The 22038-nt window shown below is 61.0% G+C and carries 18 protein-coding genes and 2 tRNA genes; 1 reads left to right on the top strand and 19 read right to left on the bottom strand.

From position 1 onward, the window contains the following. Nucleotide 1: 1 nt before the first annotated feature. The 18 genes from ACW4TB_RS26760 to acs all read right to left on the bottom strand — a co-directional run bounded on the left by ACW4TB_RS26760 (nt 2) and on the right by acs (nt 19496). Nucleotides 2-75: transfer RNA gene (locus ACW4TB_RS26760), tRNA-Arg, on the bottom strand. Between the two features lie 106 nt (nt 76-181). After that, nucleotides 182-272 (bottom strand) — tRNA-Ser (locus tag ACW4TB_RS26755). A 72-nt stretch (nt 273-344) separates the two neighbouring features. Next, nucleotides 345-533 (bottom strand): carbon storage regulator CsrA, encoded by a 189-nt coding sequence (csrA, locus tag ACW4TB_RS26750; RefSeq protein WP_003254503.1) that lies wholly within the window; start codon nt 531-533, stop codon nt 345-347. Between the two features lie 167 nt (nt 534-700). Beyond that, complete coding sequence (locus tag ACW4TB_RS26745; RefSeq protein ID WP_012315590.1) at nt 701-1936, bottom strand: aspartate kinase; 1236 nt, start codon at nt 1934-1936, stop codon at nt 701-703. 85 nt (nt 1937-2021) lie between these two features. Beyond that, a complete protein-coding gene (alaS, locus tag ACW4TB_RS26740; protein ID WP_042111640.1) occupies nt 2022-4646 on the bottom strand; it encodes an alanine--tRNA ligase in 2625 nt (874 codons plus the stop codon). Nucleotides 4647-4983: 337 nt separating this feature from the next. Continuing rightward, on the bottom strand, nt 4984-5991 hold the full coding sequence (gene astE, locus ACW4TB_RS26735) for a succinylglutamate desuccinylase (RefSeq protein WP_012315592.1): 1008 nt from the start codon (nt 5989-5991) through the stop codon (nt 4984-4986). Between the two features lie 10 nt (nt 5992-6001). Beyond that, nucleotides 6002-6292, bottom strand: a complete 291-nt coding sequence (locus ACW4TB_RS26730; RefSeq protein ID WP_012315593.1) for a hypothetical protein — start codon at nt 6290-6292, stop codon at nt 6002-6004. Nucleotides 6293-6306: 14 nt separating this feature from the next. Continuing rightward, on the bottom strand, nt 6307-7656 hold the full coding sequence (gene astB, locus ACW4TB_RS26725; RefSeq protein WP_012315594.1) for an N-succinylarginine dihydrolase: 1350 nt from the start codon (nt 7654-7656) through the stop codon (nt 6307-6309). 23 nt (nt 7657-7679) lie between these two features. Beyond that, the gene (gene astD / locus ACW4TB_RS26720) at nt 7680-9143 is read right to left on the bottom strand and encodes a succinylglutamate-semialdehyde dehydrogenase (RefSeq protein WP_254466246.1); all 1464 of its coding nucleotides are present in this window, start codon (nt 9141-9143) and stop codon (nt 7680-7682) included. Then, a complete protein-coding gene (gene astA / locus ACW4TB_RS26715) occupies nt 9144-10172 on the bottom strand; it encodes an arginine N-succinyltransferase (RefSeq protein WP_012315596.1) in 1029 nt (342 codons plus the stop codon). It lies immediately after the preceding gene. Between the two features lie 54 nt (nt 10173-10226). After that, nucleotides 10227-11246 (bottom strand): arginine/ornithine succinyltransferase subunit alpha, encoded by a 1020-nt coding sequence (gene aruF, locus ACW4TB_RS26710; RefSeq protein WP_455828682.1) that lies wholly within the window; start codon nt 11244-11246, stop codon nt 10227-10229. A gap of 140 nt (nt 11247-11386) precedes the next feature. Next, nucleotides 11387-12607 (bottom strand): aspartate aminotransferase family protein, encoded by a 1221-nt coding sequence (locus tag ACW4TB_RS26705; protein ID WP_012315598.1) that lies wholly within the window; start codon nt 12605-12607, stop codon nt 11387-11389. A 294-nt stretch (nt 12608-12901) separates the two neighbouring features. Further along, the gene (gene argR, locus ACW4TB_RS26700) at nt 12902-13882 is read right to left on the bottom strand and encodes a transcriptional regulator ArgR (protein WP_012315599.1); all 981 of its coding nucleotides are present in this window, start codon (nt 13880-13882) and stop codon (nt 12902-12904) included. Between the two features lie 100 nt (nt 13883-13982). Next, nucleotides 13983-14747 carry an arginine/ornithine transport ATP-binding protein AotP gene (aotP, locus tag ACW4TB_RS26695; protein ID WP_012315600.1) on the bottom strand — a complete coding sequence of 255 codons (765 nt, stop codon included), beginning with the start codon at nt 14745-14747 and terminating at the stop codon, nt 13983-13985. Between the two features lie 22 nt (nt 14748-14769). Further along, the gene (locus ACW4TB_RS26690; protein ID WP_012315601.1) at nt 14770-15468 is read right to left on the bottom strand and encodes an ABC transporter permease; all 699 of its coding nucleotides are present in this window, start codon (nt 15466-15468) and stop codon (nt 14770-14772) included. After that, complete coding sequence (locus ACW4TB_RS26685) at nt 15465-16154, bottom strand: ABC transporter permease (protein ID WP_012315602.1); 690 nt, start codon at nt 16152-16154, stop codon at nt 15465-15467. Before ACW4TB_RS26685 ends, ACW4TB_RS26690 begins: the two co-directional genes overlap by 4 nt. A gap of 88 nt (nt 16155-16242) precedes the next feature. Further along, complete coding sequence (locus ACW4TB_RS26680; RefSeq protein WP_012315603.1) at nt 16243-17028, bottom strand: ABC transporter substrate-binding protein; 786 nt, start codon at nt 17026-17028, stop codon at nt 16243-16245. A 506-nt stretch (nt 17029-17534) separates the two neighbouring features. Continuing rightward, the gene (acs, locus tag ACW4TB_RS26675; protein WP_012315604.1) at nt 17535-19496 is read right to left on the bottom strand and encodes an acetate--CoA ligase; all 1962 of its coding nucleotides are present in this window, start codon (nt 19494-19496) and stop codon (nt 17535-17537) included. 427 nt (nt 19497-19923) lie between these two features. Here acs and ACW4TB_RS26670 point away from each other — a divergent pair, with 427 nt between their 5' ends. Continuing rightward, nucleotides 19924-20178, top strand: a complete 255-nt coding sequence (locus ACW4TB_RS26670; RefSeq protein WP_012315605.1) for a DUF2790 domain-containing protein — start codon at nt 19924-19926, stop codon at nt 20176-20178. A gap of 81 nt (nt 20179-20259) precedes the next feature. Here the strand turns inward: ACW4TB_RS26670 and ACW4TB_RS26665 are convergent, their stop codons facing one another. Then, nucleotides 20260-21819, bottom strand: coding sequence for a sigma-54-dependent phenylalanine hydroxylase transcriptional regulator PhhR (locus ACW4TB_RS26665; protein ID WP_012315606.1), 1560 nt, complete (start codon nt 21817-21819; stop codon nt 20260-20262). Nucleotides 21820-22038: the final 219 nt, after the last annotated feature.

Raw genomic sequence — 22038 nt, 5'->3', positions numbered from 1 at the left:
GCGGACTCAGGAGGATTCGAACCTCCGACCGCTCGGTTCGTAGCCGAGTACTCTATCCAGCTGAGCTATGAGTCCGTGTCTTGCCGCGCATTATAGGTCGCTGAAACATTTTTGCAAGAACTTTTTCGTTTAACTTCAACGACTTAGCGTTCTTACCGATTACAGCGCCCTAAGCGAATAATGGCGGTGAAGGGGGGATTCGAACCCCCGATACCCTTATGAGGTATACTCCCTTAGCAGGGGAGCGCCTTCGGCCACTCGGCCACCTCACCGCAACACGAGGCGAATATTAAACAGGCTCTTCCTCGTTTGCAACCCTTTTTTTGAAAAAAACTTCAAAAAAATTAAAGGCTTGGCTCCTCATCCTTCTCTTTCTTGATCCGCAGGTAGATTTCCTCGCGGTGAACGGCCACTTCCTTGGGGGCGCTGACGCCGATGCGCACCTGGTTTCCTTTGACGCCGAGCACCGTCACGGTGATCTCGCCATCTCCAATGATCAGGCTCTCGGCGCACCGACGAGTCAGAATCAACATAGCTTTCTCCTTACGCAAGACATTCAGGGATAACAGTCTGGGAACAACCGGGCCTGGTCGTGGACGACGACACAGGGCCCCGTAGCGCGTCACGCTGGCAGGACAGGGCCTGCGTGACGAGCAGAAACGCGAAGGGCGCGGCAAGCCGCGCCCCTCAAGGCAACGCCTTACTCGCCCTGTCGGGCCGGAGCGTCAAGCTCGAACGCGGTATGCAGCGCGCGCACGGCCAGCTCCAGGTACTTCTCTTCGATGACTACCGACACCTTGATCTCGGAAGTGGAGATCATCTGGATGTTGATGCTCTCCTTGGCCAGGGCTTCGAACATGCGGCTGGCAACACCTGCGTGGGAACGCATGCCAACACCGACGATCGATACCTTGGCAATCTTGGTATCGCCGATCACTTCGCGGGCACCGATTTCACGTGCGGTGTTTTCCAGCACGTTGTGGGCCTTCTCGTACTCGTTGCGGTGCACGGTAAAGGTGAAGTCGGTGGTGTTATCGTGCGAGACGTTCTGCACGATCATGTCCACTTCGATGTTCGAGGCGCTGATCGGGCCGAGGATCTTGAAAGCGACGCCCGGAGTGTCCGGTACGCCGCGAATGGTCAGCTTGGCTTCATCACGGTTGAAGGCGATACCGGAAATGATCGGCTGTTCCATGGATTCCTCTTCATCAATGGTAATGAGGGTACCTGGACCCTCCTTGAAGCTGTGCAGCACGCGCAGCGGAACGTTGTACTTGCCGGCGAATTCCACCGAGCGGATCTGCAGCACCTTGGACCCGAGGCTGGCCATTTCCAGCATCTCTTCGAAGGTGATCTTCTCCAGGCGGCGCGCCTGCGGCACGACGCGCGGGTCAGTGGTGTAGACGCCATCGACATCGGTGTAGATCTGGCACTCGTCAGCCTTGAGCGCGGCCGCCAGGGCCACGCCAGTGGTATCGGAGCCGCCGCGGCCCAGGGTAGTGATGCTGCCGTGCTCGTCGACCCCCTGGAAACCGGCTACAACCACCACACGCCCTTCCTTGAGGTCGGCGCGAATCTTCTGGTCGTCGATCTGCAGGATGCGTGCTTTGTTGTGCGCGCTGTCGGTGAGGATGCGCACCTGGTTGCCGGTGTAGGACACCGCCGGCACGCCACGCTTGATCAAGGCCATGGCCAGCAGGGCAATGGTGACCTGCTCGCCGGTGGACACGATCACGTCCAGCTCACGCGGAACCGGCTGATCGGTGATCTGCTTGGCCAGGTCGATCAGGCGATTGGTTTCGCCACTCATGGCCGACAGCACAACAACCAGGTCGTCGCCCGCTTCACGGTGTTTCTTGACCTTGTCGGCAACCTGCTCGATCCGCTCGATGGAACCGACAGAGGTGCCGCCAAATTTCTGTACGATCAACGCCATTTCAATGGTGCCTCAGCCCATACAGGGCCTCAAAAAAACCATCCAACATGGAGGGGCCGATGACTAGACCACCGGCCCCTCCATCTCAAAGTCCCTGCTCTGCGAACGGCACGGCCAGCGCCAGGGCCTGGTCCAGTGCAGCGACGTCGACGCCACCGCCTTGAGCCATGTCCGGACGGCCACCGCCCTTGCCGCCCACTGCCGCAGCGGCTTGTTTCATCAGGTCACCAGCCTTGAGTTGGCTGGAGAGGTCTTTGGTCACGCCGGCCACCAGCACGACCTTGCCCTCATGCTCGCTGCCCAGCAGGATCACTGCGTGGCCGAGCTTGTTCTTCAGCTGATCAACCAGGGCCAGCAGGGCCTTGCCATCCTGCCCATCCAGGCGGGCGGCGAGGACCTTGGCACCCTTGACCTCAACAGCCGCACTGGAGAGATCGTCCCCTGCGGCGCTGGCGGCCTTGGCCTGCAGCTGTTCCAGCTGCTTCTCCAGCTGACGGTTGCGCTCGAGCACAGCCGACAGCTTGTCGATCAGGTTGTCACGGTTGCCCTTGATCAGCTGCGCGGCTTCCTTGACCTGCTCTTCGGCAGCGTTCAGGTAAGCCAGCGCGGCAGCGCCGGTAACCGCTTCGATACGGCGCACGCCAGAGGCCACGCCACCTTCGCTGATGATCTTGAACAGGCTGATATCGCCGGTGCGCTTGGCGTGGATCCCGCCGCACAGCTCGACGGAGAAATCGCCACCCATGCTCAGCACGCGCACGGTATCGCCGTATTTCTCGCCAAACAGGGCCATCGCGCCTTTGCGCTTGGCGGTTTCGATATCGGTGATTTCAGTTTCCACCGGGGTGTTCTTGCGCACTTCGCGGTTGACGATGTCTTCCAGTGCCTTGATCTGCGCAGGCGTCACCGCCTCGAAGTGGCTGAAGTCGAAACGCAGACGCTGGCTGTCGACCAGCGAGCCCTTCTGCTGCACGTGCTCGCCCAGTACCTGACGCAGCGCTTCGTGCAGCAGGTGCGTGGCAGAGTGGTTCAGCGAGGTGGCGTGCTGCACGTCGGCATCGACCTTGGCTTCGACCGGAGAACCGATCACCAGCGCGCCGCTGGCGACCACGCCATGGTGCAGGAAAGCGCCGCCGGTCTTGGTGGTGTCCTGCACGTCAAAGCGTACGGCGCCCGACTGCAGGTAGCCGGTGTCACCAACCTGGCCACCGGACTCGGCATAGAACGGGGTGCGGTCCAGCACCACGACGCCCTGCTCGCCCTCGCCCAACTGGTCGACCGACTGGCCGTCCTTGTACAGGGCAATGACCTTGCCCTGACCTTCGGTGGCGTTGTAGCCGACGAAGTCGGTAGCGGTGTCGACCTTGACCAGGCTGTTGTAATCCATGCCGAAGGCACTGGCGGAACGGGCGCGCTCACGCTGGGCATCCATTTCACGCTCGAAGCCCGCTTCATCGATGGTCAGCTCGCGCTCGCGGGCGATGTCGGCGGTCAGGTCCATCGGGAAGCCGTAGGTGTCGTACAGCTTGAACACCACGTCACCCGGCACTACGTCGCCCTTGAGCTGGGCCAGATCCTGCTCGAGGATGCGCAGGCCCTGCTCGAGGGTCTTGGCGAACTGTTCTTCTTCGGCCTTGAGCACGCGCTCGATGTGCGCTTGCTGGCTCTTGAGCTCCGGGAACGCCTCGCCCATCTCGGCAGCCAAGGCGGCGACGATCTGGTAGAAGAAGCTGCCCTTGGCGCCCAGCTTGTTACCGTGACGGCAGGCACGACGAATGATGCGGCGCAGCACGTAGCCACGGCCTTCGTTGGAGGGCAGCACGCCGTCTGCGATCAGGAAGCCGCAAGAGCGGATGTGGTCTGCCACGACTTTCAGCGAAGCCTGACCGTCGTTGCTGCAGCCGATGGCCTTGGCCGCAGCGCTCAGCAGGTTCTGGAACAGGTCGATCTCGTAGTTCGAGTGCACGTGCTGCATGACCGCACTGATGCGCTCCAGGCCCATGCCGGTATCCACCGACGGCGCTGGCAGCGGGTGCAGCACGCCATCGGCAGTGCGGTTGAACTGCATGAAGACGTTGTTCCAGATCTCGATGTAGCGGTCGCCGTCTTCTTCAGGGGAACCGGGTGGGCCGCCCCAGATATCGGCACCGTGGTCGTAGAAGATCTCGGTGCAAGGGCCACACGGGCCGGTGTCGCCCATGGTCCAGAAGTTGTCGGAGGCGTAAGGGGCGCCTTTGTTGTCACCGATGCGCACCATGCGCTCGGCCGGCACGCCGACTTCCTTGGTCCAGATGTCGTAGGCTTCGTCGTCGCTGGCGTAGACGGTGACCCAGAGCTTTTCCTTGGGCAGGTTCAGCCACTTGTCGGAAGTCAGGAAGGTCCAGGCGAAAGTGATCGCATCGCGCTTGAAATAGTCGCCGAAGCTGAAGTTGCCCAGCATCTCGAAGAAGGTGTGGTGACGCGCGGTGTAACCGACGTTTTCCAGGTCGTTATGCTTGCCGCCGGCGCGCACGCACTTCTGGCTGCTGACCGCACGGGTGTAGGCGCGCTTCTCGGCACCGAGGAAGCAGTCCTTGAACTGGTTCATGCCTGCGTTGGTGAACAGCAGGGTCGGGTCGTTGTTCGGGATCAGCGAACTGGAGGCGACTCGGGTATGGCCCTGCTCTTCGAAGAAGCGAAGGAAGGCTTCACGGATTTCTGCGCTTTTCATAGGTTCTTCCACGGAAACGGCGGCCCCTGGGGGCAAACGCGTCGACGAAACGACGGCAAAGGGCCGCATTATATCGGTCCTGCAATCTCGGTGCAGTGTGTTTATGCGATGCAAAGCGTCGATTGGACGGCTTTTCAGGCTCATGCAAACGAAAATGACATGACCGGATGCTAAATGCAGGCTTTTGCCGCTGGCAAGCCAATTACCGCTCAAGGGAAGGGAAAATGGAACAGGCGGTGAATTAAATGGTTTTCATGGGCAGCATTCAGCGACGACTGGCCTTTGTAGAAGCGCCCTTGCGCGACACAAAGCCGCTTCTGCAAGGGAATGCGCAAACTCAGTCCAGACGCTGCCCCGAGTCCGGGACGATGAGAATGCCGGCGCGCAGCCCGTTCTTGACCTTGGGATTGGGAAAGATGATCCGCGCCCCCTCCTCCTCCACCACCCAGCGCATTTCGGCCAGGTCCTCGGCCAGCAGATAACCTTTGCTCAGCTCGGAGAAGTTCTCGATATCCACCGGCAGGTGCAGGCGGAAGCCCTCACTGTGCTTTATGATCTCGCGAGCCACACTGAACAGTTTAAGACCATCGAGCGAGTCTCCGGCCTCAGGTTCGTTGCCTTCGATGATCTGGATCAGGCGCTCCTCCAGCTTGTCGAGGTTGACCTGCTCGTTCTGCCCGAACGGCCGTGCCTTGCCCAGCTCCAGGGTGAATGCCTCGGCATCTAGCTGCTCATAGGTGAAGGCACTGAAGGTGATCGATGACTTGCTCTGCAGCAGCACCGCCTCCATGCCGGCAGCAGCCAGGCGAGCCAGCTCGCGACGAGAATGCTTGCGCCCCTCTTTATAGGGGTATAGGGCAAACTGCTCGATCTTGGAGCCACGAATGGCGGTATGCAGGTCGTAATGAAGGCGAGCACGCTCGGGCTTGCTGAAGAACACCCGGGCGAACTGCTCAAGTTCCGCGGCACGCAATGCCTCGAAACCACTGGAAAGCTCATGACGACCATTGAACAGGCGGTTGATGTCCTGCTCGATGAAGCGCTCGCCTTTGCGGATGGCCGCAGGGTTGCCGAACAGGAACATCACACGCGAACGCGGCTTGATCTTGCCATTGGCCACGCCATGCAACAGCCGTTCGAGCAATTCGATCGGCGCTGTTTCATTGCCATGGATACCGGCCGACAGCAGCAGGTCCAACCCGCAATCGTCGCCTTCGGGCGGACGCACCTCAAGTGCGCCCTCCCCCAGCCAGCGTAAACGTACGCCCTTGGGTGTAACTTGGGTCTTCTCGGCCGGCTCGTGATCGGTCAGGGTCAGCTCAAGCAATTTGCCAAGGGCGAGCATAGGCGCTTCCTTAGTGGTCGTGGCCGCAGTCAGGGCCATGGACGTGATCATCGTCTTCACCGGCTTCTGCCGGCTCCATCTCCAGCTGCAGGCTGACCAGGTTGGTAGCCATCGGGCGCAGCAGCAGGTTGGCGTACTCGGTGTCGTTCTCATCGACGTCGACACCGATCAGCAATTGGCCACGGCCGTCTTGCTGAATCCACACTTCCTTGCCCTGCCAGACAACGGCGAAGCGGGTGCAGGAGGTTTCCAGCTGGGTGCCGTCTACATCTTCAAGGATCAGGCGCAGGGCGTCGGTCATTACAAAATCTCTCTTCAAGGTTGGCGTTGGAACGGATAGACCGAGCCCAACTTCAGAATCTGGGTCAACTCATCCAGCGCCGTACGGCATTCAACCAGCAACTGCGGGTCGGCAAGGTCCGCTTCGCCCAGGCGGTCGCGGTAGTGCTTGTCGACCCACTGCAACAGTGTGTCGTACAGCGGGGCGGTCATGATAACGCCTGGATTGACCGCCGCCAGTTCCGATTCCTTCAAAGCCACGCGCAAGCGCAGGCACGCCGGGCCGCCGCCGTTCTGCATGCTTTGCTTGAGGTCAAATACCTTGACCTCCTTTACCGCGCCACCCTGGCTGGTCAGTTGCTGCAGGTAAGCCCAGACGCGCTCATTGTTGCGGCACTCTTCCGGCACTACCAGCAGCATCGAGCCGTCGTCGCGGCTGAGCAGCTGGCTGTTGAACAGGTAGGAACGCACCGCATCCTCTACCGCCACCGCTGCCCGTGGCACACGGATGGCCTGGAAGTTGCCACCCTTGCTGGCCAGTTTAGCCTGCAGCTGGCCAAGCACCGCGTCAGTCTCGAGGAAAGCATCTTCGTGGTAGAACAGCACCTCGCCATTGCCCACCGAAATCACATCGTTGTGGAATACACCCTGATCGATCACTGACGGATTCTGTTGAGCGTAGACCACACCGTCATCGCTCAGACCATGAAGCCGTGCTACGGCCTGTGAAGCTTCCAGGGTCTGGCGCGCCGGATACTTCTGCGGCGCGGGATAGCGGCTGTCGAACGCGCTGCGACCGTAGACGAAAAACTCAACGCCCGCCTCGCCGTAGCTGCGACAGAAGCGCGTATGGTTGGCCGCGCCCTCGTCGCCGAACTGCGCCACGGCAGGCAGCGCCGGGTGATGGGCAAAGTGCTGCTCATTGCTGAACATGGCAGCCAGCACACGGCTGGTGGTCGGATGCTCGATGCTACGGTGGTACTTGCAGTTGAGGTTGGCCGCAGTGAAATGCACGCGGCCATCAGCGGTGTCGGCGCTAGGGCTGACGGTGGCCGCGTTGGCCACCCACATGCTCGATGCCGAACAGCTGGCGACCAACAGCGGCATGGCCTCTTTGGCCGCGCGCTGGATGACTTCGGCATCGCTGCCGCTGAAGCCCAGGCGGCGTAAAGCCGCTACGTCGGGGCGCTCCTGCGGCGCCAGCACACCCTGCTTGAAGCCCATGTCGGCCAGCGCTTTCATCTTTGCCAGGCCTTGGCGCGCCGCTTCACGCGGGTTCGAGGCCTGCTGGCTGTTGCTCTGCGAGGCAACGTTACCGTAGGACAGGCCGCCGTAATTGTGGGTAGGCCCCACCAGGCCATCAAAATTCACTTCATAGGATTTCATCGGCTAGGCTCCGTGACCTGTTGTTATAGGGTGACGCCCGGCGTCAGGGTCGCCGGCAGGGCAAGGCTGGCAGTCTCCAGCGAAGCCACGGGGTAAGCGCAGTAGTCGGCGGCGTAATAGGCGCTGGCGCGATGATTGCCACTGGCGCCTATCCCCCCGAACGGCGCGCTGCTGGCGGCACCGGTCAGTTGCTTGTTCCAGTTGACGATGCCGGCGCGGCTGCGCAGCCAGAAGTACTGGTAGCGGGCACGGGAGTCGGACAACAGGCCGGCGGCCAGACCGTACTGAGTGTTGTTGGCCTCGTCGATGGCAGCATCGAAGTCGGCGTAACGAATCACCTGCAGCAGCGGGCCGAAAAACTCTTCGTCGGGCCGGTCCGCCACGGCGGTGACATCGATGATGCCCGGGGTCAGCAGTGCGGCATCGGCCTGGGGCTGGGTCATCTCCAGCAACTGGGTAGCGCCCTTGGCGAGCAGCTCAGACTGCGCCGCGACCAGCGCCCGCGCAGCCTGCAGCGAAATCACCGAACCCATGAAGGGTGCCGGCTGCTGATCAAAAGCGCCGACCGTGATGCTTTTGCACACCTCGACCAACCGTATGACCAGCGCATCGCCCCATGCGCCCTGCGGCACCAGCAGGCGGCGAGCACAGGTGCAGCGCTGCCCAGCGGAGATGAACGCCGACTGGATGATCGTGTATACCGCCGCGTCGAGGTCCTTGACCTCATCCACCACCAACGGGTTGTTGCCGCCCATTTCCAGGGCGAGGATCTTGTCCGGACGGCCGGCAAACTGCTGATGAAGCAGGTTGCCGGTACGGCTTGAGCCAGTGAAGAACAAGCCATCGATACCTGGGTTGGCAGCCAGCGCCACGCCCGTTTCACGTGCGCCCTGCACCAGGTTGAGCACACCGGCCGGCAGGCCCGCGGCGATCCAGCAATTGACTGTCAGCTCGGCGACCTTGGGGGTCAGTTCGCTGGGCTTGAACACCACACAGTTACCGGCCAGCAGCGCCGGGACAATGTGACCATTGGGCAAGTGGCCGGGGAAATTGTAGGGGCCGAACACCGCCACCACCCCGTGGGGCTTGTGCCGCAGTACGGCGGTAGCATCGGCTAGCGGGCCGCTTTTCTCGCCCGTGCGCTCGCGGTAGCTCTGTATCGAGATCGCGACCTTGTTGACCATGCTGGTGACTTCGGTAGCCGATTCCCACAGCGGTTTGCCGGTTTCCTCGCCAATGCAGTAGGCCAGTGCCTCGGAATGCTGCTTGAGCTGTTCGGCAAACTTTTCCAGCACGTCGATGCGCGCCTCCAGGCTCAGTTGCGCCCAGGCCGGAAAAGCCTGACGCGCGGCCAGCACGGCAGCGTCGACCTGGCTGGCATCGGCGCCCTGCCCTTGCCAGACAACGGCTTGCGTGACCGGGTTGAGCGACTGCAGGGCTTCACCCTGGCCGGCCTGCCAGCTGCCGGCGATGTAATGCGTGGTCATTTACTGGGCCTCCCGGCTTGCCGACAGCGGCACGGCGCGCACATTGTCGCCAGCGCCCATACGCAGGCGCTTGGCGGTTTGCGGGTCGACCACCAGGGTGCCCGCAGCCAGACGTGCGGGCGCGGCAGTGATACGGCAGTCATCGCGCTTGCGGTTGTGGATGATGTAAGGGGTTGCGTCATCGCCAGGCGTACCGACGGCCAGCACCAGGGTCTGGCTCTCGCGTACGGCACGAATCTTCGAGGTTTCGCACTCGATGGCCGGGCCAGCGTCGAAGATGTCGACATACCCCTGGTAGCTGAAGCCTTCCTGCTTGAGCATGGCCAGCGCAGGCTCGGTGTCGGTGTGCACACGGCCGATGACGCTGCGCGCAGCCTCCGACAGGAAGCAGGTGTACAACGGGAACTTGGGCATCAGCTCGGCAATGAACGACTTGTTGCCCACGCCAGTGAGATAGTCGGCCTGGCTGAACTCCATCTTGAAAAAGTGCCGCCCAAGGCTCTCCCAGAACGGCGAACGGCCCTGCTCGTCAGACATGCCACGCATTTCGGCGATGATCTTGTTGCCGAACAGTTCCGGGAACTCGGCGATGAACAGCATGCGCGCCCGCGACAGCAAGCGGCCATTGAGCCCGGAGCGGTGGTCGCTACGCAGGAACAGTGAACACAGTTCGGAGTTGCCGGTCAGGTCGTTGGCCAGGAACAGGGTGGGGATTTCGCGATAGATGTTCAGCTCCTGCGAGGCGCTGACGGTCAGGCCGACCCGGTAGTTGTACCAGGGCTCGCGCAGGCCGACGGCCCCGGCGATGGCACTGATGCCGACCACCAGGCCTTCGTCGTTCTCCAGCACGAACAGGTAGTCGGTGTCACCGCGCTCGGCTTCACCACGGAAGCTCTTCTCGGCCCAGCCGACACGATGCCCGAGGCGCTCCTCGTTGGCCGGCAAGGTGGTCAGCCCGGTGGTACCGGTGCTGCGTGCCAATTCGATCAGCGCAGGTAAATCGCTGCTGCGTACAGGACGAACGATCATGCTATCTCCTTGTGCGGCAACTGTAGCTACCGCAAAACTCTCTGTTCCCAGACCTCAGACCGCGACCAGGCGCACGCTGGCGCCCTCGCCCACACCCAGCGCCTCGGCAGCCTCTGCACTGAGGCTGACAGGCTTGCCCGGCACCCAGTCCAGTTCGACCAGCACCGCGCGGTAATCCTGCAGTTGGCCGTTGCACACCAGGTACGGGCGCCCGCCCTTGGCCGGCAGTTCCTCGAGCTTGACCGGCACCACCCTGCTCTGGGCGATCGAGCGGATGCCCGAGGCACGCGCATGCAAGGTCGGGCCGCCATCGAAGATGTCGATGTAGTGCTCGGTCTCGAAGCCCTCACGCATGAGGATGTCGAAAGTGATCTGCGCGCGCGGGTGCACCTGGCCCATGGCTTCCTGCGCAGCGTCCGGCAGCAGGGGTACATAGATCGGGTAGTGCGGCATCAGTTCGGCGAGGAAGGTACGGCTCTTCAGGCTGCACAAGCGCTCGGCGTGGGCATAGTTGAGGTCGAAGAAGTTGCGCCCTATGGCATCCCAGAACGGCGACTCGCCTTGCTCGTCGCTGTAACCGACGATTTCGGTGACCACCGAGTCGGCAAAGCGCTCCGGGTGCGAGGCCATGAACAGCAAGCGGCCACGCGAATTCAGCTCGGCCCAGCCACTGTTCACCAGTTCAGGCAGGACATAGAAGCTGGTCAGCAGGCTGTTGCCGGTGAGGTCATGGCACAGTGACAGGACGTGGATCTTGTTGTGGATCTTCAGTTCGCGGGAGGCGTGCACGAAGGTTTCGTTACGAAAACTGTAGAACGGCTCGGAGTAGCCTGCCGAGGCGACGATTGCCGAGCAACCGGCGAGCTTGCCGGTGACACTGTCCTCAAGCACGAAGAAGTAGCTTTCTTCGCCATTGAAACTGACTTCGGCAGCGAACGACGTTTCCGAGGCGGCGATCTTGTCGCCCAGACGGGCAGCGTCGTCCGGCAGCGAAGTGACACCAACGGGGCTGTCTGCAGCCATGCGCTGCACTTCGTTCAGATCACCCATTTGCGCGGGGCGCATCACCAGCATGGTGTCACTCCTTTGGAAAAACTGGCCGCTTTCGCGGCACGGAAAAACGGCGGGCGCGTGTTGAGACTGCAAGCACGCGCCCGCACTGGAATTCTGCTATCGCCGGCCCGCTCGGGGCCGGCGAAGGGACCCCCGGCGAATCAGGCCTGGGTCAGTTTGGCCACAGCCCGCTCGAAGCGGTCCAGGCCTTCATCGATATCGGCATCTTCGATCACCAGGCTCGGCGCGAAGCGCACCACGTCCGGGCCGGCCTGCAGCACCATCACGCCTTCCTTCTCGGCGGCATTGAGGATGTCCTTGGCCTTGCCCTGCCAGGCTTCGGTCAGCACGCAGCCGATCAACAGGCCGACACCACGCACCTGAGAGAACAGGCCGGCCTGCTGGCCGATCTTCTCCAGGCGCACCTTGAAGCGCTCGTGCTTGGCTTTGATACCGGCCAGGGTTTCTGGGGTGTTGATCACGTCCAGCACCGCGCAGGCAACGGCGCAGCCCAACGGGTTACCACCATAGGTAGTGCCGTGGGTGCCGACCGCCAGATGCTTGGCAAGCTCACTGGTGGTGAGCATGGCACCGATCGGGAAACCACCGCCCAGGCTCTTGGCGCTGGTCAGGATGTCTGGCGTCACGCCGTAGTGCTGATAGGCGTACAGCGAGCCGGTACGACCCACACCCGTCTGCACTTCATCGAAGATCAGCAGGGCGTTGTGTTCGTCACACAGCTTGCGGGCGCCTTCCAGGTACGCCTTGTCGGCCGGGACCACACCGCTCTCGCCCTGGATCGGCTCGATCACCACGGCGCAGGTCTTGTCGGAAATCTGTGCTTTCAGCGCTTCCAGGTCGTTGTAGGGCACATGACTGATACCGGTGATCTTCGGGCCGAAACCGTCAGAGTACTTCGGCTGGCCGCCGACACTGACGGTGAACAGCGTGCGACCGTGGAAGCTGTTCACGGCGGAGATGATTTCGTGCTTGTCGGGACCGAAGCGGTCATGGGCGACACGACGGGCCAGCTTGAAAGCGGCCTCGTTGGACTCAGCGCCGGAGTTGCAGAAAAAAGCCCGGTCGGCAAAGGTGGCATCGACCAGTTTGTGTGCCAGGCGCAGTGCTGGCTCGTTGGTGAAGACGTTGGAAACGTGCCAGAGGGTGTTGGCCTGCTCGGTCAGGGCCTTGACCAGTGCCGGGTGGCAGTGGCCCAGGGCGTTTACCGCAATGCCACCGGCAAAGTCGATGAGTTCGCGACCCGACTGGTCCCAGACGCGGGAACCCTCGCCTCGCACAGGAATGAAGGCCGCCGGAGAATAGTTGGGGACCATGACCTGGTCGAAATCGGCACGTTGCACCGGGGCTTGCTCAACGGACATCTGAGTCTCCTGAAGAGGAACGCTGGCCTGGAAGTGGCGAGCGATGGGGGGATTGTAAGGACTGATCTGCGCCTGTCCTTGCGGCCAAGCGACAACTTGTTACAGCGCAAAACCCAGTTTTACCCAGGCTTTCGGCAATGCGACAAACACTGTCGCAATCGCGCAGTGTAACGGCAGAGCGAGACTGGGTGAACGGATGTTCACATAAGAAGATACGCCGGCTGTACCGGCGGCAACCCGATCAGTGTGGGAGCCGGCTTGCCGGCGATGGAAGCGCACTGCGCAAGGAAGCTTTCAGCCCTTTTCGGCAGGCGCCGAACTCAATTCGAAGGGGCTGCTGTTACGCCGCTGGTTGCGGTCTTCCCGTGGCGTGGCGCCAAAGAAATTGCGGTAAGCACTGGAGAAATGCGGGCCGGAGGAGAAGCCACAGGAAAGGCCGATCTGGATGATCGATTTGCTGGTCTGCATCAGCATCTGCCGCGCCTTGTTCAGCCGCAACTCCAGGTAATACTGGCTGGGCACCCGATTGAGGTACTGCTTGAAGATACGCTCCAGTTGCCTGCGCGACACGCATACATGCTGAGCGATTTCGTCAGTGGTCAGCGGCTCTTCGATGTTGGCTTCCATCAACAGCACCGCCTGGGTCAGCTTCGGATGGCTGGAGCCGAGGCGGTTCTGCAGCGGAATGCGCTGGCGCTCCCCCCCCTCACGAATGCGCTCGACCACCAGCTCCTCGGAAACCGCACCAGCCAGCTCAGCCCCGTGATCACGCGCCAGCACCGCCAGCAGCAAGTCGGTCACCGCCATACCGCCGCAAGCGGTCAGGCGATCACGGTCCCAATCGAACAGATGGCTGGTGGCGATGACCTTGGGAAAGCGCTCGGCAAAATCGTCTTGCCAGCGCCAATGCACCGCAGCGCGGTAACCATCGAGCAGGCCGAGCATGGCCAACGGATACACACCCGCAGACAGCCCGCCAATAATGCAGCCGCTACGGGCCAATTGCTTGAGGGCCGAGGACAGCGCCGACCCCAGCGCCTGGGGCAGCTCGTCAGCGAGCAGGAACAGCTTGTGACAACCCTCCAGGCGCCCGTTCCAGGGCTCGCCCGGCAGGCGCCAGGCGCCATCCTGCGCAGGTTCGGCCTGCATAAAGGCCAGCTCGTAAACCACATCAGGATGTACCCGCTGGGCCACCAGCAATACTTCCTCCGCCAGCGCCAACGTCAAGGGCTTGGTGCTTGGCCAGATGAGAAAACCGATTCGCTGGGTGGTCATAGGGTAAGGTCCGAAACCTGAAGTCGTTCGAGTCTGTGGCGCCAAGGCAGACTGCGCACTGCTGCGCAGCATGCCCTATTCTGGTGCGAAGGTGCAGCCTTTACTTCAGGCTGCCAGAGAGAAACTGCTTGAGCCGCTCCGATTGCGGGTTGGCCAGCACTTCGCGCGGGCAGCCGGTCTCTTCGACCAGGCCTTTGTGCAGGAACACCAACTGGTTGGACACTTCGCGGGCAAAGCCCATCTCATGGGTCACCACCACCATGGTCCGGCCTTCCTGGGCCAGGGCCTGCATGACCTTTAGCACATCGCCGACCAGTTCGGGGTCGAGCGCCGAAGTCGGCTCGTCGAACAGCATCACTTCAGGCTCCATCGCCAGCGCTCGGGCAATCGCCACACGCTGCTGCTCACCGCCGGACATATGCCCCGGGAAAGCATCCTTGCGATGGGCGACGCCCACCTTGGCCAGATAGTGTTCGGCTTTTTCCAGGGCTTCTTTCTTGTTTACGCCAAGCACGTGCACCGGCGCCTCGATGACGTTTTCCAGCGCGGTCATGTGCGACCACAGGTTGAAATGCTGGAACACCATCGACAGCCGTGAGCGCATGCGCTGCAGCTGGCGCGGGTCGGCAGCCTTGAGCGCGCCGTCCTTGCCGGCGACCAGCTTCAGCTCTTCGTTGTTGAGCAGGATCTTGCCGGCGTGCGGCTGCTCAAGCAGGTTGATGCAGCGCAGGAAGGTCGACTTGCCCGAACCGCTGGAGCCGATAATGCTGATCACATCGCCTGCCTTGGCCGCCAGGGACACACCCTTGAGCACTTCATGGCTGCCGTAGCGCTTGTGCAGGTCTTGGACTTCTAGTTTGTACATGCTGTCGGTTCTCACAGAGCGTTCAGTGCTTGCGCGGCGCCAGGTAGCCGAGCCAGCGGCGTTCGGCCATCTTGAACAGGCGCACCAGGATGAAGGTCAGGCACAGATAGAACACGCCCGCCGTGATGTAGGCCTCGAAAGGCAGGTAGTACTGGGCATTGACCGTACGCGCGGCACCGGTGATGTCGATCAGGGTCACGATCGACGCCAGGCTGGTGGTCTGCAGCATCATGATCACTTCGTTGCTGTACTGCGGCAACGCCCGGCGCAGGGCCGACGGCAGCAGGATGCGACGGTACATCTTCATGCGGGACATACCCATGGCCTTGGCCGCCTCGATCTCGCCGTGCGGGGTGGCCTTGAGGCTGCCGGCGATGATTTCAGCGGTGTAGGCACTGGTGTTGACGGCAAATGCCAGGCACGCACAAAACGTGGCGCTGGATAGCAATGGCCAGAAGATGCTTTCGCGCACCGCCTCGAACTGAGCCAGGCCGTAGTAGATCAGGAACAGCTGCACCAGCATCGGCGTGCCGCGGATCACGTAGGTGTACAGCCAGGCCGTGAGGTTGACCACCGGCTGCTTGGACACCCGCATCAAGCCCAGCGGAACAGCCACCAGCAGGCCGAAGAATAGCGATATCGCCAGCAGCTTGAGGGTGGTGAGCAGGCCGCCGAGGTACAGCGGCATGGCCTCCCAGATGACGTTGTAATCGAAAATCATAGCTCAGCCACCTTGACGCCCACCGAGTAGCGCTTCTCGAGATACTTCAGTGCCAGCAGCGAGACACTGGTCAGCACCAGGTACAACGCCGCCACCGCCAGGAAGAAGGTGAAGGGTTCGCGGGTGGCGTCTGCCGCCTGCTTGGCCTTGAACATCATGTCCTGCAGGCCGACCACCGAAATCAGGGCCGTCGCCTTGGTCAGTACCAACCAGTTGTTGGTGAAGCCCGGGATCGCCAGTCGGATCATCTGCGGTACCTGAATACGGAAGAATACCTGCCGGTTGCTCATGCCATAGGCCGCGCCAGCTTCGGCTTGGCCCTTGGGAATACCCAGGAACGCACCGCGGAAGGTTTCTGACAGGTAGGCGCCAAAGATGAAGCCCAGGGTACCGATGCCTGCGACCAGCGGGTTCAGGTCGATGTAGTCGTCATAGCCCACCAGCGGCCCCAAACGGTTGATGATGTCCTGCCCGCCGTAGAAGATCAGCAGGATCAGCACCAGGTCCGGAATACCCCGGATCACCGTGGAATACATATCGCCCAACCAGGCCAGCCAGCGCACCGGCGACAAGCGCAGCGCCACGCCAATCAGGCCGAGCACAATGGCCAGGGCCATCGACGACAGGGCGAGCTGCAGCGTCAGCCACGCCCCGTCGAGGATGACTGCCCCGTAGCCTTTCAACATGATGAGGTCCTCGACCTAAAGAATGAAAAATGGTGCAAACCTCAGAGCCTCTGCTGTTTGCACCATTGCACAGGTGAAACTCGACGTCTTAGTTCGAGTCTGGACCGTAGATGTCAAAGTTGAAGTACTTGTCCTGGATCTGCTTGTACTTGCCGTTGGCACGGATCGCGTCGATGGCCTTGTTGATACGCTCGCGGTTGGCATCATCACCTTTGCGCACGGCGATGCCGATACCGTCACCGAAGTATTTCGCGTCGGTGAACGAAGGGCCAACGAAGGCAAAGCCCTTGCCGGCGTCGGTTTTCAGGAAACCGTCTTCCAGCAGTGTGGCATCAGCCACGGTGCCGTCGAGGCGGCCAGCGGCCACGTCAAGGTAGATTTCGTTCTGGGTGCCGTAAGGAACCACGGTGGCACCTTTGGCGCCCAGCACTTCCTTGGCGAAGCGGTCGTGGATCGAGCCGCGCTGCACGCCGATCTTCTTGCCCTTGAGTTCATCCAGGCTGTCGCTGACGGTAGCGCCGTCCTTCATCACCAGGCGCGCAGGGGTCAGGTAGTAGCGCTTGGTGAAGTCGACCGATTTCTTGCGGTCATCGGTGATCGACATGGACGACAGGATGGCGTCGATCTTGCGCACTTTCAGCGCCGGGATCAGGCCGTCGAACTCCTGCTCGACCCAGGTGCACTTGGCTTTCATCTCTTCACACAGGGCGTTGCCGATGTCGTAGTCGAAACCGGCGATGCTGCCGTCGGGCTGCTTGAAGGCGAAGGGTGGGTAGGCCGCTTCGATACCGATTTTCAACGGTTTTTCATCAGCCTGCGACACCAGGGAAAACACGGAAAGCGCCAGGGCGCCAAGCAGTGCGAGCTTCTTCATCAGGTAACTCCATCGGTACGGGGCATTACAAGGCAGGAGTAACAACTGCCCGATATGCGAATGGGTACAACGCGAGCCGCGCAGGGTTCGACCAAGGTCGCAGACCACGAGCGAGTGAGTGGCATTTTAACGACAGCCCGGTAGTCGATATTTCTTCAAAGCGACAACTACTTACAGAAGCGCTTGAAACGGCAGCGGGCGAGGTTGACAGCCTTTGCAAGATATGCAAGAGCGCAAGGAAAATAACCTTTAGAACTAGCAATTACTGGGCCTATTATTGGCAAAGCCTTGTACGACGGCAAGTGTAGCGTGCTGCACGGCAAAAAATGGCGCCTTAAACGCACCGAAACGGGTCATGAGTGTTCCCGCTCGCCCCGCAGCTGTGCGTAATCGGTGACAGAAGAGTTACCGATGAATGTCGGGTAACAGTAAAGCAAAAACCCCGCCGGTTGCCCGTGCGGGGTTTTCGTTTGAAGCAGGACTGCCCCGCAGTCCCGCTCATTTCATCAGGCCGACGCCAGGTTCATTGCCTTGTGGGTATCAATCAAGTGCTGCACCACGCCCGGGTCGGCCAGGGTGGAGATATCACCTAGCGAGCCGTATTCCGCCGTGGCGATCTTGCGAAGGATACGTCGCATGATTTTGCCCGAGCGCGTCTTCGGCAGCCCTGGCGCCCACTGGATCACATCTGGCGAGGCAATCGGGCCGATCTCCTTGCGCACCCAGTTCTTCAGCTCCAGGCGTAGCTGCTCGCTGGGCTCCACGCCGGCATTGAGGGTCACGTACACATAGATGCCCTGCCCTTTGATATCGTGTGGCACGCCCACCACCGCAGCTTCAGCCACTTTGGCATGGGCGACCATGGCGCTTTCGATCTCTGCGGTACCCATACGGTGGCCGGAAACGTTGAGCACGTCATCCACCCGGCCCGTGATCCAGTAGTAGCCATCCTCGTCACGGCGCGCACCGTCACCGGTGAAGTACATGCCGCGGAAAGTCTTGAAGTAGGTATCGACGAAGCGGTCATGATCGCCGTACAGCGACCGCGACTGGCCCGGCCAGGAATCGAGGATCACCAGGTTGCCCTCGGCGGCACCATCGATCAGGTTGCCCAGGTTGTCCACCAGCGCCGGCACCACACCAAAGAACGGACGGGTCGCAGAACCCGGCTTGAGGCCCGTGGCGCCCGGCAGCGGGCTGATCAGGATGCCGCCGGTCTCGGTCTGCCACCAGGTGTCGACGATCGGGCAACGCTCCTTGCCAACGGTCTTGTAGTACCAGTTCCAGGCCTCAGGGTTGATCGGCTCACCGACCGAACCCAGCAGGCGCAGGCTCGAGCCGTCGGCACCCTCAACGGCCGCCTGCCCTTCGGCCATCATGGCGCGAATCGCGGTGGGTGCGGTGTAGAGGATGTTGACCTTGTGCTTGTCGACGATCTTCGATACCCGGGTAATGTCCGGATAGTTCGGTACGCCCTCGAAAAGCAGCGTGGTCGCACCGTTGGCCAGCGGCCCGTAGACGATGTAGCTGTGGCCGGTGACCCAACCGACGTCAGCGGTACACCAGTAGACCTCGCCGGGCCGGTAGTCAAACACGCGCTCGTGGGTCAGCGCGGCGTACACCAGGTAACCCCCCGTGGTGTGCAGCACGCCCTTAGGCTTGCCGGTGGAGCCGGAGGTATAAAGAATGAACAACGCTTCCTCGGCACCCATTTCCTTTGGCGCACAATGGCTGGAAGCTACCTTCATCAGGTCTTCGTACCAGATGTCTCGGTGCTGGTGCCAGGCAATGTCACCACCGGTGCGCTTGCATACGATGATTTTCTGCACGCTGCTGGTTTCAGGGTTGGTCAGCGCCAGGTCGACGTTGGCCTTGAGCGGAGTACGACGACCACCGCGCAAACCTTCGTCGGCGGTGATCACCACCTTGGACTTGCAATCGATGATGCGCCCGGCCAGCGCTTCAGGCGAGAAGCCGCCAAACACCACCGAGTGAATCGCACCGATGCGGGCACAGGCCAGCATCGCCACCACGGCCTCAGGGATCATCGGCATGTAGATAGTCACTACATCCCCACGGTGCACGTCCTGCCCGCGCAGGGCGTTGGCGAATTTGCAGACCTGCTCGTGCAGTTCGCGGTAGGTGATGTTGCGGTGTTCGGAAGGGTCGTCACCTTCCCAGATGATTGCCAGTTGGTCGCCACGCTCTTCGAGGTGGCGGTCCAGGCAGTTGGAGGAGACGTTCAGAGTGCCGTCGGCAAACCACTTGATATCGACATGATGATCGTCGAAGGAAGTCTGCTTGACCTTGGTGAAAGGCTTGATCCAGTCAATGCGCTGGGCCTGCTCACGCCAGAAGCCGTCCGGGTTGATCACCGATTGCTGGTACATGGCCTTGTAGGTGGCCTCGTCGGTCAGGGTAGTGGCCGCAACCTCGGGACGAACGGGATACAGTGGAGCCGCACTCATCTGTGTTACCTCGGTGTAATAGTTGTTTTTGTATGGAACCGTTTGTAACTGTACCAGAGCGGCAAAAGCCATACGACGATGGTAGTAACGCAACGTGCTGCGCACCTTGTGGGCGGCCGGAAAGGCTCTAGGCCGCAGCTGGCGGCCCGGCGAGAGGGGAAAGCGAAAGATTTTGCCGGGGGGATTGTTACAGTTTCTGTCAAAAGACGAAAAAACTTTATCAAAACACCCACTGTTTCCCTTAATTACCGAGGCATAAGATTCACCTCGCCAGCAACGGCAAAGCGATTAACAACTGGTAACAGTCACAGCCCCCACGAAGGCAATTCGTTAATCGCGATCTAATCCGATAGTTGAAAACTTGGCTATATTCGCGGCGCCACAAGCACCGCGTGCCCCCTCACGACCTTAGACAGGTAAATAGAAAATGAAAGCGTTACTGGTATTGGTACTTGGTAGTCTTTGCAGCGCGGCGATGGCCGATGAAGCAAAGGATGCCGAGCAGATTCCGGTTGAACAGTACAGCTATTCGCAGCACCTGGATATCGCCCGTGTCATCTCCATGAGCGAAGTGCCAAACGTGTGCGAAGTCGTGCCTGCCCGCATGACTTACGAGGATTCCAAGGGCCAGAAGCACATTCTCGAATACCGCGTGATGGGTAACGGCTGCTCCAACGGCTGATGAATGATTTGGGCCCTGCGGGGCCCATTCGTCAACAGTTACACAATGAACAGTTTTGAGTTTGATCCACTCGCCACTCAGTCATTCATTCGATTTGCCCAGCGAATAATCCCGCAACTTGTTAGCAATGGTTGTATGTGAAACACCCAGCCGCTTGCCCAGCGCCCGACTACTTGGATACTCCCCGATCAGACTTTCCAGTACAGCCTTTTCGAAGCGCCCGATAATCTGCGAAAGATCACCTTCAAGGGTAAACTCACCCAAGGGCTGCCGCACGCCGTAATCCGGCAAGCGGATATGTTCGCCTTTCACTATTCCGCCTTCGCACAGCGACACCGCCTGGAACAACACGTTTTCCAGTTGCCGGACATTGCCCGGCCAATGGTAGTGCGCCAGTTTGTCCATCGCCGCAGGCGCCAGGCGCGGCAGGGCACAACCAATCTGCCGGCTGGCCTGATCGAGAAAGTGCTGCACCAACCCTTCCAGGCCGTCCATGCACTCGCGCAACGGCGGTATGTGCAACGACAACACATTGAGGCGATGGTACAGGTCCTGGCGGAATTCGCCCCGAGCGCACAATTCGGAAAGGTCCACCTGGGTTGCGCAGATCACCCGTACATCCAGGTAAACTTCTTCATCACTGCCAACGCGACGGAAGCAGCCGTCCTGCAGAAAGCGAAGCAACTTCACCTGCAGACGCGGGCTCATCTCTCCCACCCCATCGAGGAACAGTGTTCCGCCAGCGGTCAACTCCAGAAGGCCCAGTTTGCCTTCGGCGCGGGCCCCCTCGAACGCGCCGGGGCCATAACCGAACAGCTCGGTTTCCGCCATGGACTCTGGCAGGCCGGCACAATTGAGGGCCATCAAAGGCGCCTGCCCCCGCGGGCTGGCCAGGTGGCAGGCACGCGCCAACAGCTCTTTGCCGGTACCTGTCTCACCTTCGATCAGCAACGGCGCGTCCAGCGGCGCCATGCGCCGCGCCTCACGCACCACAGCCGCCATCACCCGCGAGCTCTGGAAGATGCTGTCGAAGCCGCGCAGCTCCTGTTTGCGTACGTTGTAAATCCGCTCACCGATGCGGTCGGCACGGTGCAAGGTCAACACCGCGCCAGCCAATGCCTCGCTGTCGTCATGCTCGGACTGCAAAGGTGCGATGTCGGCCAGGAAAATATCACCCTTGACCTTGACCCGTAGGCCATTGATTCGAGATTTGTTGGCCCGCACCAGTTCCGGCAGGTCAAAGTCCTCTACATAGCGCGCCAACGGGATGCCCGGCACCTCGTCGACCCTCACGCCCAGCAACTGCGCGGCGGTGCGGTTGGCGGCGACGATGCTGCCGCCCATGTCGACCGACAGCACCGGGAAATCCAGCGCCCCCAGCAGCGCGTTGAGCTCCATGTGCCGTCGCTCGCTGGGCATCAAGCCGACACGCTTGACCCCGAAGACCCCGGCAATCGACTCGAATTTCGGACGTAGAGCCTGGAACTGCAGGTTGATGAGGTTCGGGCAATGCAGGTAGATGGCATTGCCATGGTCACCGCCGACTTCACCACGCAGTACGTTGATTCCGTACTCCACCAACAGGTTGAGGATGTCCCGAAGGATGCCGATGCGGTTCTGGCAATGCACTTTGATACGCATGAAAGCTCTCGAAGCGGCGAAGTTTTTAAACCGGCCGCACAAAATTCGTAAAGAAAAGCTGACAAAAACACAGCAAAGGCCAGCTCGATACACCGAATTTTCCGCGATGCCGCTATGTTTGTAAAATTATCGTTACGAAAAACACCTGAAAACTGCAGTTCAGGGGTTCTGACACCGCGTGCAATCGGGCCGATGAAGGGATATTTCTTAGGTATGTCG

It is taken from the genome of Lelliottia jeotgali, assembly GCF_977070485.1.
The sequence above is the reverse complement of the archived record's forward strand: the minus strand, read 5'-3'. Positions and strand labels throughout refer to the sequence as shown.